Raw genomic sequence first — 12,342 nt, forward strand, 5'->3', positions numbered from 1 at the left:
AGAAACGCAGGGACAAATAATGATAGAAGGAGAGTATTATGTCAAAACATGAAAAATATTACACGACGAAAGCTAACTTCATGCTTCATGGAGGAGACTACAATCCTGATCAATGGCTGGATCGGCCAGATATTTTAGCTGATGATATGGAACTGATGAAGCTTTCTCATACAAATACATTTTCCGTGGGGATCTTTGCGTGGAGCGCGCTAGAGCCGGAAGAAGGGGTCTATGCCTTTGAATGGCTTGATGATATTTTTGAAAATATCTATAAAAATGGCGGCAGGGTGATTTTAGCTACTCCAAGCGGTGCCCGTCCTGCGTGGTTGTCTCATAAATATCCTGAAGTTTTGCGTGTGAATGCTTCTAGAGTGAAGCAGCTGCATGGTGCAAGGCATAATCACTGTTTCACTTCAAAAGTATACCGTGAAAAAACACAATCAATTAACACTTTGCTGGCAGAAAGGTATGGCAATCACCCTGCTCTGTTAATGTGGCACATTTCTAACGAATATGGAGGAGACTGTCACTGTGAACAATGCCAGCATGCCTTCCGAGACTGGCTGAAAAGCAAATATAATAATGATCTTAAATCCTTGAATGATGCCTGGTGGGGACCTTTCTGGAGCCACACCTTCAATGATTGGTCACAGATTGAATCTCCTTCACCAATCGGGGAAAGTGCAGTACATGGATTGAATTTGGATTGGCGGCGATTTGTCACCGACCAAACCATTTCCTTTTTTGAAAATGAAGTTGTTCCTTTAAAAGAAATGACGCCGAATATTCCTATCACAACAAATTTCATGGCAGATACATTTGATTTAATTCCTTTCCAAGGACTGGACTATAGCAAGTTTGCCAAACATTTGGATGTAATTAGCTGGGATGCGTACCCTGCTTGGCACAATGATTGGGAAAGTACCGCTGATTTGGCCATGAAGGTTGGATTTATTAATGACTTGTACAGGAGCCTAAAGCAGAAGCCATTTTTATTAATGGAATCTACGCCAAGCTCAGTTAATTGGCATGAAGTCAATAAAGCTAAACGCCCAGGCATGCATTTACTGTCATCTATGCAAATGATTGCCCATGGTTCTGATAGTATTCTGTATTTTCAGTGGAGGAAATCCCGCGGTTCATCGGAAAAATTTCATGGTGCAGTTGTCGACCATGACAATAGTACAGAAAACCGAGTTTTTAAAGAAGTAGCAAAAGTGGGCCAAACATTAGAAAAGCTATCTAATATAGTCGGAAGTAATCGTTCCTCTGATGTAGCCATCCTATATGATTGGGACAGCAATTGGGCGATAAATGACGCGCAAGGCTTTGGAGTGAAGACAAAGCGTTATCCTCAAACATTGCAGCAGCATTACCGCACTTTCTGGGAAAAAAATATTCCTGTTGATGTAATTACAAAGGAACAGGATTTCTCAGAGTATAAATTATTGCTTGTTCCGATGCTTTATTTAGTAAGTGAAGAGACGATTTCACGCTTAAAAACATTTGTAGCAAATGGCGGCACTTTAGTGATGACCTATATAAGCGGAATTGTGAATGAACATGATTTGACATATTTAGGCGGCTGGCATAAAGATCTGCAGGAGATTTTTGGAATCAGACCTCTAGAAACAGATACGCTATATCCAAGCGATAATAATTATGTTACTTACCGAAATCAATCCTATGAGCTAAAAGACTATGCAACTGTGCTGGAAAATCACTCAGCAATTATAGAAGGTCACTACAAGGAAGACTTTTATGCAGATACACCTGCAGTGACAAGCCATACGTATGAACAAGGAAATGCTTATTATATTGGGGCGCGTTTAGATGATCAATTTCATCATGACTTTTATCAGGAACTGATTAAAGACCTATCTATAGAGCCTGTTCATCCAGTAAAACACGGGAAAGGTGTTTCAGTACAAGCACGTCATGATGAAAAAAACGACTATCTTTTCCTGATGAATTTTACTGAAGAAAGACAGCCTGTTACGTTTGAAAAAAGCGTAAGAGATATGATTACTGGCGAGAAAATAAAAGGTGATCTCATACTTGAAAAATATGAAGCAAGAATCGTAGCTAAATCAAAAATGAATTAAATGACAAAAGCATCCACTCTACATACAAGAAAGCAATGTTAGAGTGGATTTCTCTATATAGGAGAGATCAATATATATAGAGTTGTAAGCGGTTACCTGTATGGTGCTTCGAGTTAAAGACTTCTATGAAAATATTAAAATGAAGGTTGGGGGAGAGTATGAGAAAAAGAGGAAGGTTAAAAACGATTATAGTGTTGTTTTCTGCGATTATGATGATAGGTAGTTCACTTAGCTTTAGAGGAGACTTAGCTGTAGCTGCCACTAATCATAGCATGCTCAATGGCGGTTTTGAATCGAACTTTTGGGAAGATGGCAGTGTGGATCTTCCTGAACCAGTAGCTGCTGATATTTTTGTGAAAAGAGTAGCAGGAATTGACGAGGATTTTATTAAAGGTGTTGACGTTTCAAGCATCATTTCCTTAGAAGACAGCGGTGTAAAATTTTATAACGAGGCCGGATGGAAACAGGACATTTTTAAAACCTTGAAAGAGAAAGGAGTCAATTATGTTCGGGTGCGCATATGGAATGACCCTTACGATTCGAAAGGAAATGGGTATGGCGGAGGAAATAGCGATTTAGCAAATGCCATTGAAATTGGTAAAAGAGCGACTGCGAATGGAATGAAACTGCTAGTAGACTTCCATTATTCAGACTTCTGGGCAGATCCTGCCAAACAACAGGCTCCGAAAGCTTGGAAGAATTTAAGCTTGGAAGACAAAAAGGCTGAGCTATTTCAATATACAAAAGAAAGCTTACTAGCCATGCAGGATGAGGGAATCGATATTGGCATGGTCCAGATAGGAAATGAAACAAATGGAGCAATTGCCGGGGAAAAAGACTGGAGTAAGATGAGCCAATTATTTAATGAGGGAAGCAAAGCAGTTAGAGAGGCAGATTCAGCTATTCTGGTGGCCTTACATTTTACGAACCCCGAAACAGCAGGAAGATACACAACGATTGCTGAAACTCTTCATAAAAATGGCGTAGACTATGATGTATTTGCAAGTTCTTATTATCCATTCTGGCATGGTACACTTTCTAATCTTACCTATGTTCTTAAAAATGTGGCGGATACATATAACAAAAAAGTGATGGTGGCGGAAACATCGTATACGTATACGGCAGAAGATGGGGATGGACATGGTAATACAGCACCTAAGGCTACTGGTCAAACGCTAAATTACCCAATTACAGTCCAGGGGCAAGTGAATGCAGTAAGAGATGTAATTGAAGCAGTAGCTAATATAGGTGATCCGGGTATCGGTGTTTTCTACTGGGAACCAGCATGGATTCCAGTTGCTCCAGATAAAAGCCTTAAGAAAAACAAAGCAATATGGGAGAAATATGGATCAGGATGGGCTACTAGCTATGCGGCAGAATATGACCCTGAAGACGCTGGACATTGGTATGGGGGAAGTGCTGTTGACAATCAGGCATTGTTCGATTTTTATGGAAGCCCTCTCCCATCATTGAACGTATTCAAATATGTCCATACAGGTGCTGTTGCGCCGCTCCGAATCGACGAAATTAAAGATGTAACGGTCAAAGCAAATGCAGGAGAGACTATTATGTTACCTGAAACGGTAAATGTTACCTACAATGATGGAAATATAAGGTCTATTAATGTAACATGGGATAAAGAAGCACTTAAGAAGGCCGTCACTAATGGCGTGGGAACTTATGTAATAGAAGGTGTTATTGAAGGTGGATATACGGTGAAGGCCCATCTTCAAATATTACCCCAAAATGAGATCCTGAATCCAGGCTTTGAAGATAGTGACAGGAGTATGTGGAATATTACTTATGGGAATGGATCCACTCCCCACACTAACTATCAAGAAAAAGTTTCAGATGCTAAATCTGGAAACTATTCACTTCATTTCTACTCTGGGACTGCAGTTAACTTTAACGTAGAGCAGACGATTACAGGACTAGAACCAGGTTATTATAATCTTTCAATGTTCTTGCAAGGCGGAGATGCGCATAACTCGGAAATGTTTATGTATGCTAGAAGTGGCGATGCAGAACATAAAATAAATACATCAGTAAATGGTTGGATCAATTGGAGCAACCCCGAAATTGCTGATATTCTTGTAACAGATGGAACGATCACGATTGGGGCCAGGTTAAAAGCAGATGCAGGTGCCTGGGGAACATTGGATGATTTTTATCTATACCGTGCAACAGACAGATAAGAAGATTCCTGATCACTTAGGAGATAAACCTGGCCATTATTATAAGTAAGGTCAGGTTTTTTAATTAATAATGAAAAGCAGGAAGGAGAAAAAAGTGAAAAACAAAATCCAAAAAATCACAACTAACTTGTGGTTTGATTTAAAAGCTGAAGAGGCAGCAGTCTTTTACACTTCGGTCTTTAAAAATTCGAAGATAGAAAAAATCACTCGATATGGAAAAGAAAGACATCATATCAGCGGGATCTCAGAGGGAACAGTGATGACTGTGAAATTTCAGCTGGACGGACAAGAATTCGTAGCATTAAACGGCGGTCCACAATACAAATTCACAGAAGCAATATCATTCATTGTCAATTGCGAAACACAAGAAGAAGTCGATTATTATTGGGAAAAGCTCTCAAAAGGCGGAGATGAAAAAGCCCAGGTTTGTGGTTGGCTGAAAGATAAGTACGGTGTATCGTGGCAGATCGTTCCAACCTGTCTTACCGAAATGATAAGCAGTTCCGATTCTGAAAAATCGGAAAGAGTTCTAAAAGCAATGCTCCAAATGAAGAAAATGGATATTAAATCCTTAAAGCAGGCGTATGAAGGATAAGATTACGATAGATAAGTTGAGCAAAACCTTATAAAACGGCATTAGAATTTCTATATCAGAAAGGAATGTGTGCCGCCATAGCAATTATATATAAATCATGAATTCAATCCTTTCTTTTATCCCTTTTCCTTATCTTCTGCTTAAAAAGATAAACAATGTAAATGGCCACAGAAAAACTGCTGCGTCAGGGAGCGGCTTTTTTGGCGGGTAGTTCACTCTAACTTTCTCCAGCTGGCTGAAAGTCCTGGTGGCAATTTTGGGATCAAAAAATGACTGGAAATAAAAAGGATTCTCTCCGTATCCGAAAGAATCCCTAAAAATAAAAAAAGCTTCAAATACTACGAACGATGCTGCTCATATTTTTCAAACTTCGTCAAAGCCTGCAGCGCTATATATTCCTCTCCAGATAAAGGACGTGCATTTAAAGCACGGCAATTAGCCTGAACCTGTTCAATTTTGCTGGCACCCGGAATAATAGATCCGACAACTGCCTGCTTCAGAGAGTATTGCACGGCAGTTTCTGTCAGGGTTAGATCCGTTTCTGCATCGATGGATGGAAGCAGATGAAGGAGTTCGTCCTCACTGTAGGAAAGGTATCCTTTTTCAGATAGCTTGGATTCCCATTTATCTGTCAGCAGTCCTTTTGCTAAAGGACCTCTCCCAATCACGCTGACGTTCTGATCGTTAAGAAGTGAAAACCATTCCTCAGGCCTTCTGTCGAGCAGACTGTACTGCATCATGACGGAAACAATCGATGATTTTTCCAAGTACTGTTTAATGACATTTGGGCGAATCGATGATATTCCGTAATAGCGGATAACGCCTTCTTTTTTCAGGTCTTCAAATGCTTCAATCGTCTCGTCAATGTTATCTTCAATTGTACCTCCATGCAGCTGATACAAATCGATGTAATCTGTCTGCAATCGTTTAAGGCTGTGTTTCACGGCTTCTTTTATATAGGCTTTAGATGGATCCCAAGTCCAGCCGTCTTTGTTCTCGTTCCAGCGGTTGCCGGCCTTCGTTGCAAGGATCAAATCCTGTCTTCGTTTTTTGAGTGCATCTCCGACAAACTCTTCATTCAGTCCAAAGTCATACAAATCTGCTGTATCAAAGTAGTTAATTCCTTCGTAAAGGGCTGCATCGATAATGGACTCTGCCTGTTCTTTATCTGTCCCAAGAGACATGCAGCCAAGTCCAAGTTCGCTGACAAATAAGTCTGATGTGCCTAACTGTCTTTTTTTCATCGTATCACTCCTGACTGTACGTCTTGCTTTGACATTAGTACAAGAGAGATGAAAATGCAATTGTGACGCTTACTTATCTTTTGTCCACTGCTCGATCGTTTCATATTTCCGGCTGTATTCCTTCAGTTTTTCACGGACTTCCCAAGCTTTTCCGACCAGCACGACGCCTTTGTCAAGAAGGTAGATCTTCATATGCGCTCGCCTCGTTTCTTTCGTTAATTGGTAAGGAGGTATAAAATTTTTCTCATCTATGTTTAGCTCCATCGCCCGAACGAATCCGTGAAAAAAGTCAAACCCGGACTTTTCTGCCGGATTCTTATCTGCCATGCCCTGAGCTAAACGGGCGATTCCGCTTTTCTTAATATGATAGAATGTATGTGAAAAGCAGAATTTGTAGAACGCGGAGGAATGAGTATGAATCATTTAAAAGAAACAACAAAATCATCTGAAAAATTATTTTCCGGACGCATTATTGATTTGTACTTAGAAGAAGTAGAACTTCCGAACGGAAAAACAGGCACAAGAGAAATTATCAAGCATCCAGGCGCGGTTGCTGTGATCGCCATTACTAAAGAAAACAAAATTGTCATGGTTCAGCAATACCGAAAAGCGATGGAGCGAGTCCTCGTTGAGATCCCTGCCGGCAAGCTTGAAAAAGGGGAACAGCCTGAGGTCACGGCTAAACGGGAACTGGAAGAAGAAACAGGGTATACAACGGAGTCGCTTCAGCACTTACTCTCGTTTTATACATCACCGGGGTTTGCAGATGAGCTTGTGCATTTATATTTTACGGAAGAATTGCAGATTTTAACCGAAAAGGCAGAACTTGATGAGGATGAATTTGTAGATGTTCTGGAGGTGACACTTGAGGAAGCGCAGCAAATGATTGACGATCAGCGTATTTTTGATGCGAAAACAGCTTACGCCGTTCAGTATTTGCAGTTGAAACTGGCTCTTCAAAAATAAGATGAATACCTATTTTGCAGATTTACATATTCATATCGGGCGGACACGTTCAGGCAAACCTGTTAAAATAACAGCTTCAAATAAGCTTACGCTTGAAAATATTCTGATTGAAGCAAGCGAGCATAAAGGAATGGATATAATCGGAATCATTGACTGCCACGTACCGGAGATTTTGGATACACTGGATCAGGGTTTGAAAGAAGGAATATGGTCAGAACATGCCCAGGGCGGTATTCAATTTAAACAGACCACAATGATTCTCGGCTCCGAAATTGAAGTATATGATACCTCGTGCAAAGGTCCATTGCATGTGCTTGTCTTTATGCCGGCTATTCAGCAGATGAAACAGTTTTCCGATTGGCTGTCGTTTAGGGTTAAAAATATTACATTAAGTACTCAAAGAATGTATGAAGATGCGAAAGTTCTTCAGAAAAAAGTAAACGAGCTTGGAGGTCTATTTATTCCCGCTCATATCTTCACACCTCACAAAAGCCTTTTCGGCAGCGGGGTATCCTCAAGGCTTGATGAAGTATTAGATCCGAAGCTGATTGATGCGGTTGAGCTTGGTTTAAGCTCTGACACCGGGATGGCCTCCATGGTTTCTGAACTGAATCCGTATCCTTTTTTGACAAACTCTGACGCACACTCACTTGCCAAAATTGGGAGGGAGTATCAGAAACTTCAATTAAAGGAACCTTCTTTCGAAGAGCTGAAAAAGGCTCTGAAACAAATAGGGAACCGGGAAATTCTCTCAAATCATGGCTTAAATCCGCTATTAGGCAAGTATTATGGCACAACCTGCGAGAAATGCGGCACCAAAAAAGAAGCAGTGAACACGGTATGTCAAAGCTGCGGCAGCAAGAAAACGACTAAAGGGGTCAGTACCCGCTTGAAGGAGCTGGCAGACAACAACACTGAGAAACCAGACCGTCCTCCATATGTACACCAAGTGCCTTTGCAGTTTATTCCCGGAATTGGACCAAAGACTCTTGGGAAATTAAAAATGGCCTTTGGTACCGAGATGGTTATCTTAAATGAGATCTCAAGAACGGACCTATTGAAGGTTTTGCCGCCCAAAACAGCAGATTATATTATTGCTGCGAGGGAGGGAAAGCTGAGTGCTGTCCCTGGCGGAGGCGGGGTTTACGGTAAAATCGCCCCAACAAATGAAGGCACTTCGATGTGAAGTGCCTTCAGCAAATTTTAAGTTCGAAAGGTATAAGAACATGAGAAAAACGTATTTCATTTCACTTGCGGTCTCGCAAAGTGTCTTTTTTCTGATGCTGCCGCTATGGCTGAGCTTAACAGCTTATTTACACCCGGTTGTCACAGCGATTGTATGGTTCTGTGTCACGGCACTCACGGCATTTCTTCTTTTTTTATGGAAGAAGCAGGTGATGGTTGTCCCGCAAAGACTGTTTCATGCTTGTCTTATCCTATATACAGTTGGTCTGCTGATCTTGCTGTTTATTAGACCGGATTCGGGAGGGAACAGCTATAATCTCGTCCCGTTTGACACGATCAGCTATTATCTTTCAGGACAGGTTTCACCGATTATTGCTGTCTATAATCTTGCTGCTAACATCGGTTTGTTTGTCCCTTATGGCATTTTCCTTAAGAGCAGAGCAGCTTCAATGAGAAAAACATTTGCCTATTCTGTGTTTGTGATTGCAGCAGTGGAAATCTCGCAATTTACAGCAAACAGGGGCAGCCTTGATATGGATGATCTCATTTTAAATGTTCTTGGTATATTTACAGGCTATGCTTTCTATCCAATTTTCAGCAAAGCCGTTTATGTGAAAGAATATTAAAAAATCTTTGAAAAGACGCACGTATCACGTAATGTCATGCCGTCTGCCGAAACATCATCCTGCCTTAGAACTCCTTCTAATATAAATCCCAATTTCTCTGGTATACGGCGGCTTCTTGTATTCTCAGGATCACATCTTATTTCCACCCGTTTAGCGCCGAATTCTCTAACAGCAAACATCGTTAGAGCTTCAACTGCTTCCGTCATATAGCCTTTTCCGGCATATTTCGTTGAAATCCAATACCCAATCTCCACCTTAGGCACATCCCAGTCCATCCGGTGAAAACCTGTGCTTCCAATAAAGTGTCCTTTCTCACGGTCAAAAATGAGCAGCCTCAGATCCTCGCGCAAAATGAACTTCGCACACGATTGTCTGATATTTGCTTCCGTCTCTTCGAGTGCAGGAGGTTTTTGAGCAAAAGGCATCCACGGTTTAAGCTCGTTCATAGATTCATTGACGGCGGCATTGACTTCTTTTCCATCGCCCGGACGGGGAGCCCGGATGTAGAGTCTTTCTGTCGAAATTTCAGTCGGAAAATCAATTAATAATGGATTTTTCATGACAAAACCGCCTTTCTGATTTTTTAGTATTATATACCACTTGGAAAAAAATGCAATGATAGAATGGCATAGTTTCTTCCTTTTTTCATACAATCTAGTAAGAGAACGCTAGGAGGAAGGTATATGCGCAAACATCCATTAAAAGCAATGATTTTTCAGCATATAAAAGAACGCTCATCGCTTTATGTATTTGTATTCGTATTGTTTTTGATGGGGGTTATTTTCGGTGCGGTCATTGTCAACAGCATGAATTTTACACAAAAAGAAGATTTGTATTTTTATTTAAGCAGGTTTTTCGGACAAGTATCGGAAGGGAAAGTGGCAAGCTCGGTTGAAATGCTTCAGCAGAGTTTCTTTCATAACCTGAAATATCTTGGTCTGATGTGGGTGCTTGGCATCTCAATTATCGGTTTGCCGGTCATTCTGATTATGTTATTCTTAAAAGGAATGGTCGTAGGTTTTACGGTAGGTTTTTTAGTGAATCAAATGGGATGGCAAGGCTTTATGCTTTCATTTGTATCGGTTTTGCCTCAAAATATAGTCTTAATACCGGCATTTATTATCATGGGTACGGTTGCCATCTCTTTCTCATTGAAAATTGTCAAGCAGCTGCTGATGAAGAAAACAAATTTAACTCAATCGCCTTTCTCCCTTTTCACGAAATACGCGGCTGTTTTTATGTTCATTTCGGCTCTGACGATTATCGCCTCAACTCTTGAGGCTTATGCGTCGCCGATTCTCATGAAAAACGTAATTGAACTTGTTTCAAAATAGAATAGTTTTTACTTAATAATGATTTCATTTATTAGATTGTAATTATTTTCGTTGGACACATCCCTTTCTTTTGATATAATGAATGAGGAACGTGGCGAGGGAGGAATGTGTGTTATGGAAAGCAGAATTGAGCGTATAAAGAAGCAGTTGCATTCATCCAGCTATAAGCTGACTCCTCAGCGCGAAGCTACCGTCAGGGTTTTGCTTGAACGCGAAGAAGATCACTTGAGTGCTGAAGATGTTTACCTCCTCGTTAAGGAAAAGGCGCCAGAGATTGGTTTAGCAACTGTTTATCGGACGTTGGAGCTACTTACAGAACTTAAAATTGTCGATAAAATAAATTTTGGAGATGGCGTATCACGCTATGACTTAAGAAAAGAAGGCGCAGCACATTTTCACCATCATCTTGTGTGCATCGAATGCGGCTCAGTCGCTGAAATTGAAGATGACCTTTTAGAAGATGTTGAACAGATTGTAGAACGCGACTTCAATTTTAAAATTAAAGATCATCGTCTGACGTTTCATGGTATTTGCTACCGCTGTCAGGAAAAAGAACAGAAAGAAGATGAACAATAAACCTTTCCGGTCAAACTGGAGAGGTTTTTTTGTTTTTACTAGTATAAAGTTTGTCCTTTTTGGCATATGTTTTAGGTAAGATGAAAGACCGGCCAAAGGAGGACTGCCGCAATGAGAGCAGCGAGAACACTATTTGACATGATAAAAGTATTTATTCTGTTTACTGGATTTACGATTCTTTTCTATTATGCTATCATTTGGATTAACTTAGAGTATGAAGAAATTCACCGATATGATCAGCCTGAGGGTGCGGCACTGAAAGTCACGAAAATGGTGACTGACGAAGAAGAGCACTGGCTGAATCGTCTGTTTTTCTTCTATTTAAACGGGGAGTAGAGGAAATTGAAAGATCAAATTCAGGATTTCATGCATTACCTGGTTGTGGAAAGAGGACTTTCCCATAACACAATCATTTCGTATGAACGCGATTTAAAGAGCTATCATCAATTTCTTACTGCACAGCAGCAAATCACTTCATTTCAAGATGTGACCAGACTATCAATCATTCATTTTTTAAAATCATTGAAGGAAGCTGGAAAATCAAGCAAGACGATTGCACGCCATACCGCATCCATCCGCAATTTTCACCAATTTCTTCTAAGAGAAAAAGCAGTCGATCATGATCCGACTGTACATATAGAATCTCCTCAAGTTGAACGGACACTGCCGAAAGTATTATCACTCACTGAAGTTGAAAAACTGCTGGATACTCCTAAATTGATCTCGCCATTCGGCTACAGGGATAAAGCCATGCTTGAGCTTCTTTATGCAACAGGCATCCGGGTAAGTGAAATGATTAATCTTGATTTGAGCGATGTTCATTTAACAATGGGATTTATCCGCTGTTTCGGAAAAGGGAACAAGGAGCGCATCGTTCCAATAGGCAGAACAGCAGCAGAAGCATTAGAATCCTATATCGAAAAGGGCAGACCGAAATTAGCTTCAAAGAAAAAACAAACGGAAGCTTTGTTTTTAAATCATCACGGAAACCGCATGACCAGACAGGGTTATTGGAAGAATCTCAAAAAGATTGCTCTTGAGGCAGGCATCAGTAAAGAGCTTACCCCTCATACACTTCGTCATTCTTTTGCAACCCATCTGCTTGAAAATGGGGCAGACCTAAGGGCAGTTCAGGAAATGCTTGGACATGCCGATATCTCTACAACGCAAATCTATACTCACGTATCAAAAACTAGATTAAAAGATGTATATAAACAATATCATCCGAGAGCTTAAAGTCATACGCAGGAAATGCGGTGGCTTTTTTTTTAGGTTTGCAAAAAGTACCTGCAGGAGCAGAAAAACAAGTTATGAAGCACCATAATAGAACGAATATTGGGCAATCCAGTTAAATGTTTTAAAAAACCTGTAAAAGGAAAACAGAACTATAGAAGAATATCAAGTTATCTATTGTCAGAAGGCATGAAAACGGTTTATACTTTAGATGTCAGACTTCTGACCAATGAAAAGCGGCTAATCATTCCTAAACAATTGGGAATGTTATACAAAGAGTGAT

The 12,342-nt window shown here is 40.4% G+C and carries 13 protein-coding genes and 1 pseudogene; 11 read left to right on the forward strand and 3 right to left on the reverse strand.

Annotated features, from left to right (window positions below; all coding sequences use genetic code 11):
• Window positions 1–35 precede the first annotated feature (35 nt).
• The 4 genes and pseudogenes from QFZ72_RS10290 (at window position 36) to QFZ72_RS10305 (ending at window position 4,895) form a co-directional block, all read left to right on the forward strand.
• Entirely contained in the window at window positions 36–2,105 is a 2,070-nt protein-coding gene (locus QFZ72_RS10290; RefSeq protein WP_307439699.1) for a beta-galactosidase GanA, read from the forward strand.
• A 338-nt stretch (window positions 2,106–2,443) separates the two neighbouring features.
• Window positions 2,444–3,622 (forward strand): annotated as a pseudogene (ganB, locus tag QFZ72_RS10295) (arabinogalactan endo-beta-1,4-galactanase); the annotation flags it as partial.
• A 9-nt stretch (window positions 3,623–3,631) separates the two neighbouring features.
• Window positions 3,632–4,300: an Ig-like domain-containing protein gene (locus QFZ72_RS10300; protein ID WP_373464679.1), complete on the forward strand. Its 669-nt coding sequence runs from the start codon at window positions 3,632–3,634 to the stop codon at window positions 4,298–4,300.
• 94 nt (window positions 4,301–4,394) lie between these two features.
• Window positions 4,395–4,895, forward strand: coding sequence for a VOC family protein (locus QFZ72_RS10305; protein ID WP_307432695.1), 501 nt, complete (start codon window positions 4,395–4,397; stop codon window positions 4,893–4,895).
• 338 nt (window positions 4,896–5,233) lie between these two features.
• Here the strand turns inward: QFZ72_RS10305 and QFZ72_RS10310 are convergent, their stop codons facing one another.
• Window positions 5,234–6,139, reverse strand: a complete 906-nt coding sequence (locus tag QFZ72_RS10310; protein ID WP_307432698.1) for an aldo/keto reductase — start codon at window positions 6,137–6,139, stop codon at window positions 5,234–5,236.
• A gap of 69 nt (window positions 6,140–6,208) precedes the next feature.
• Window positions 6,209–6,331 carry a Z-ring formation inhibitor MciZ gene (gene mciZ, locus QFZ72_RS10315; protein WP_307432701.1) on the reverse strand — a complete coding sequence of 41 codons (123 nt, stop codon included), beginning with the start codon at window positions 6,329–6,331 and terminating at the stop codon, window positions 6,209–6,211.
• A 222-nt stretch (window positions 6,332–6,553) separates the two neighbouring features.
• Here mciZ and QFZ72_RS10320 point away from each other — a divergent pair, with 222 nt between their 5' ends.
• Genes QFZ72_RS10320 through QFZ72_RS10330 form a run of 3 tightly spaced genes read left to right on the forward strand, consistent with a single transcriptional unit; the run spans window position 6,554 to window position 8,916 of the window.
• Window positions 6,554–7,105, forward strand: a complete 552-nt coding sequence (locus QFZ72_RS10320) for an NUDIX hydrolase (RefSeq protein WP_307432703.1) — start codon at window positions 6,554–6,556, stop codon at window positions 7,103–7,105.
• A 1-nt stretch (window position 7,106) separates the two neighbouring features.
• The gene (locus tag QFZ72_RS10325) at window positions 7,107–8,291 is read left to right on the forward strand and encodes an endonuclease Q family protein (RefSeq protein WP_307432705.1); all 1,185 of its coding nucleotides are present in this window, start codon (window positions 7,107–7,109) and stop codon (window positions 8,289–8,291) included.
• 40 nt (window positions 8,292–8,331) lie between these two features.
• On the forward strand, window positions 8,332–8,916 hold the full coding sequence (locus QFZ72_RS10330) for a VanZ family protein (protein ID WP_307432708.1): 585 nt from the start codon (window positions 8,332–8,334) through the stop codon (window positions 8,914–8,916).
• Here QFZ72_RS10330 and QFZ72_RS10335 read toward each other — a convergent pair.
• Window positions 8,913–9,476, reverse strand: coding sequence for a GNAT family N-acetyltransferase (locus QFZ72_RS10335; protein WP_307432711.1), 564 nt, complete (start codon window positions 9,474–9,476; stop codon window positions 8,913–8,915). The genes QFZ72_RS10330 and QFZ72_RS10335 overlap by 4 nt on opposite strands.
• A 123-nt stretch (window positions 9,477–9,599) precedes the next feature.
• Between QFZ72_RS10335 and spoIIM the strand changes: the two genes are divergently transcribed.
• From spoIIM to xerD, 4 genes are all read left to right on the forward strand, one after another.
• Window positions 9,600–10,250, forward strand: a complete 651-nt coding sequence (spoIIM, locus tag QFZ72_RS10340) for a stage II sporulation protein M (protein ID WP_307432714.1) — start codon at window positions 9,600–9,602, stop codon at window positions 10,248–10,250.
• Window positions 10,251–10,364: 114 nt separating this feature from the next.
• A complete protein-coding gene (fur, locus tag QFZ72_RS10345; RefSeq protein WP_223436459.1) occupies window positions 10,365–10,826 on the forward strand; it encodes a ferric iron uptake transcriptional regulator in 462 nt (153 codons plus the stop codon).
• Window positions 10,827–10,937: 111 nt separating this feature from the next.
• On the forward strand, window positions 10,938–11,162 hold the full coding sequence (locus QFZ72_RS10350) for a YqzK family protein (protein WP_307432720.1): 225 nt from the start codon (window positions 10,938–10,940) through the stop codon (window positions 11,160–11,162).
• Window positions 11,163–11,168: 6 nt separating this feature from the next.
• Window positions 11,169–12,062 (forward strand): site-specific tyrosine recombinase XerD, encoded by an 894-nt coding sequence (gene xerD, locus QFZ72_RS10355; RefSeq protein WP_307432722.1) that lies wholly within the window; start codon window positions 11,169–11,171, stop codon window positions 12,060–12,062.
• Window positions 12,063–12,342 lie beyond the last annotated feature (280 nt).

Source organism: Bacillus sp. V2I10, assembly GCF_030817055.1.
Taxonomy (GTDB): domain Bacteria; phylum Bacillota; class Bacilli; order Bacillales; family Bacillaceae; genus Bacillus_P.

Coding starts and splice junctions, on each gene's coding strand:
- fur (WP_223436459.1), top strand. CDS start 10,365: ATGGAAAGCAGAATTGAGCGTATAAAGAAGCAGTTGCATTCATCCAGC.
- QFZ72_RS10350 (WP_307432720.1), top strand. CDS start 10,938: ATGAGAGCAGCGAGAACACTATTTGACATGATAAAAGTATTTATTCTG.
- mciZ (WP_307432701.1), bottom strand. CDS start 6,331: ATGAAGATCTACCTTCTTGACAAAGGCGTCGTGCTGGTCGGAAAAGCT.
- QFZ72_RS10310 (WP_307432698.1), bottom strand. CDS start 6,139: ATGAAAAAAAGACAGTTAGGCACATCAGACTTATTTGTCAGCGAACTT.
- QFZ72_RS10330 (WP_307432708.1), top strand. CDS start 8,332: ATGAGAAAAACGTATTTCATTTCACTTGCGGTCTCGCAAAGTGTCTTT.
- QFZ72_RS10325 (WP_307432705.1), top strand. CDS start 7,107: ATGAATACCTATTTTGCAGATTTACATATTCATATCGGGCGGACACGT.
- QFZ72_RS10335 (WP_307432711.1), bottom strand. CDS start 9,476: ATGAAAAATCCATTATTAATTGATTTTCCGACTGAAATTTCGACAGAA.
- spoIIM (WP_307432714.1), top strand. CDS start 9,600: ATGCGCAAACATCCATTAAAAGCAATGATTTTTCAGCATATAAAAGAA.
- QFZ72_RS10320 (WP_307432703.1), top strand. CDS start 6,554: ATGAATCATTTAAAAGAAACAACAAAATCATCTGAAAAATTATTTTCC.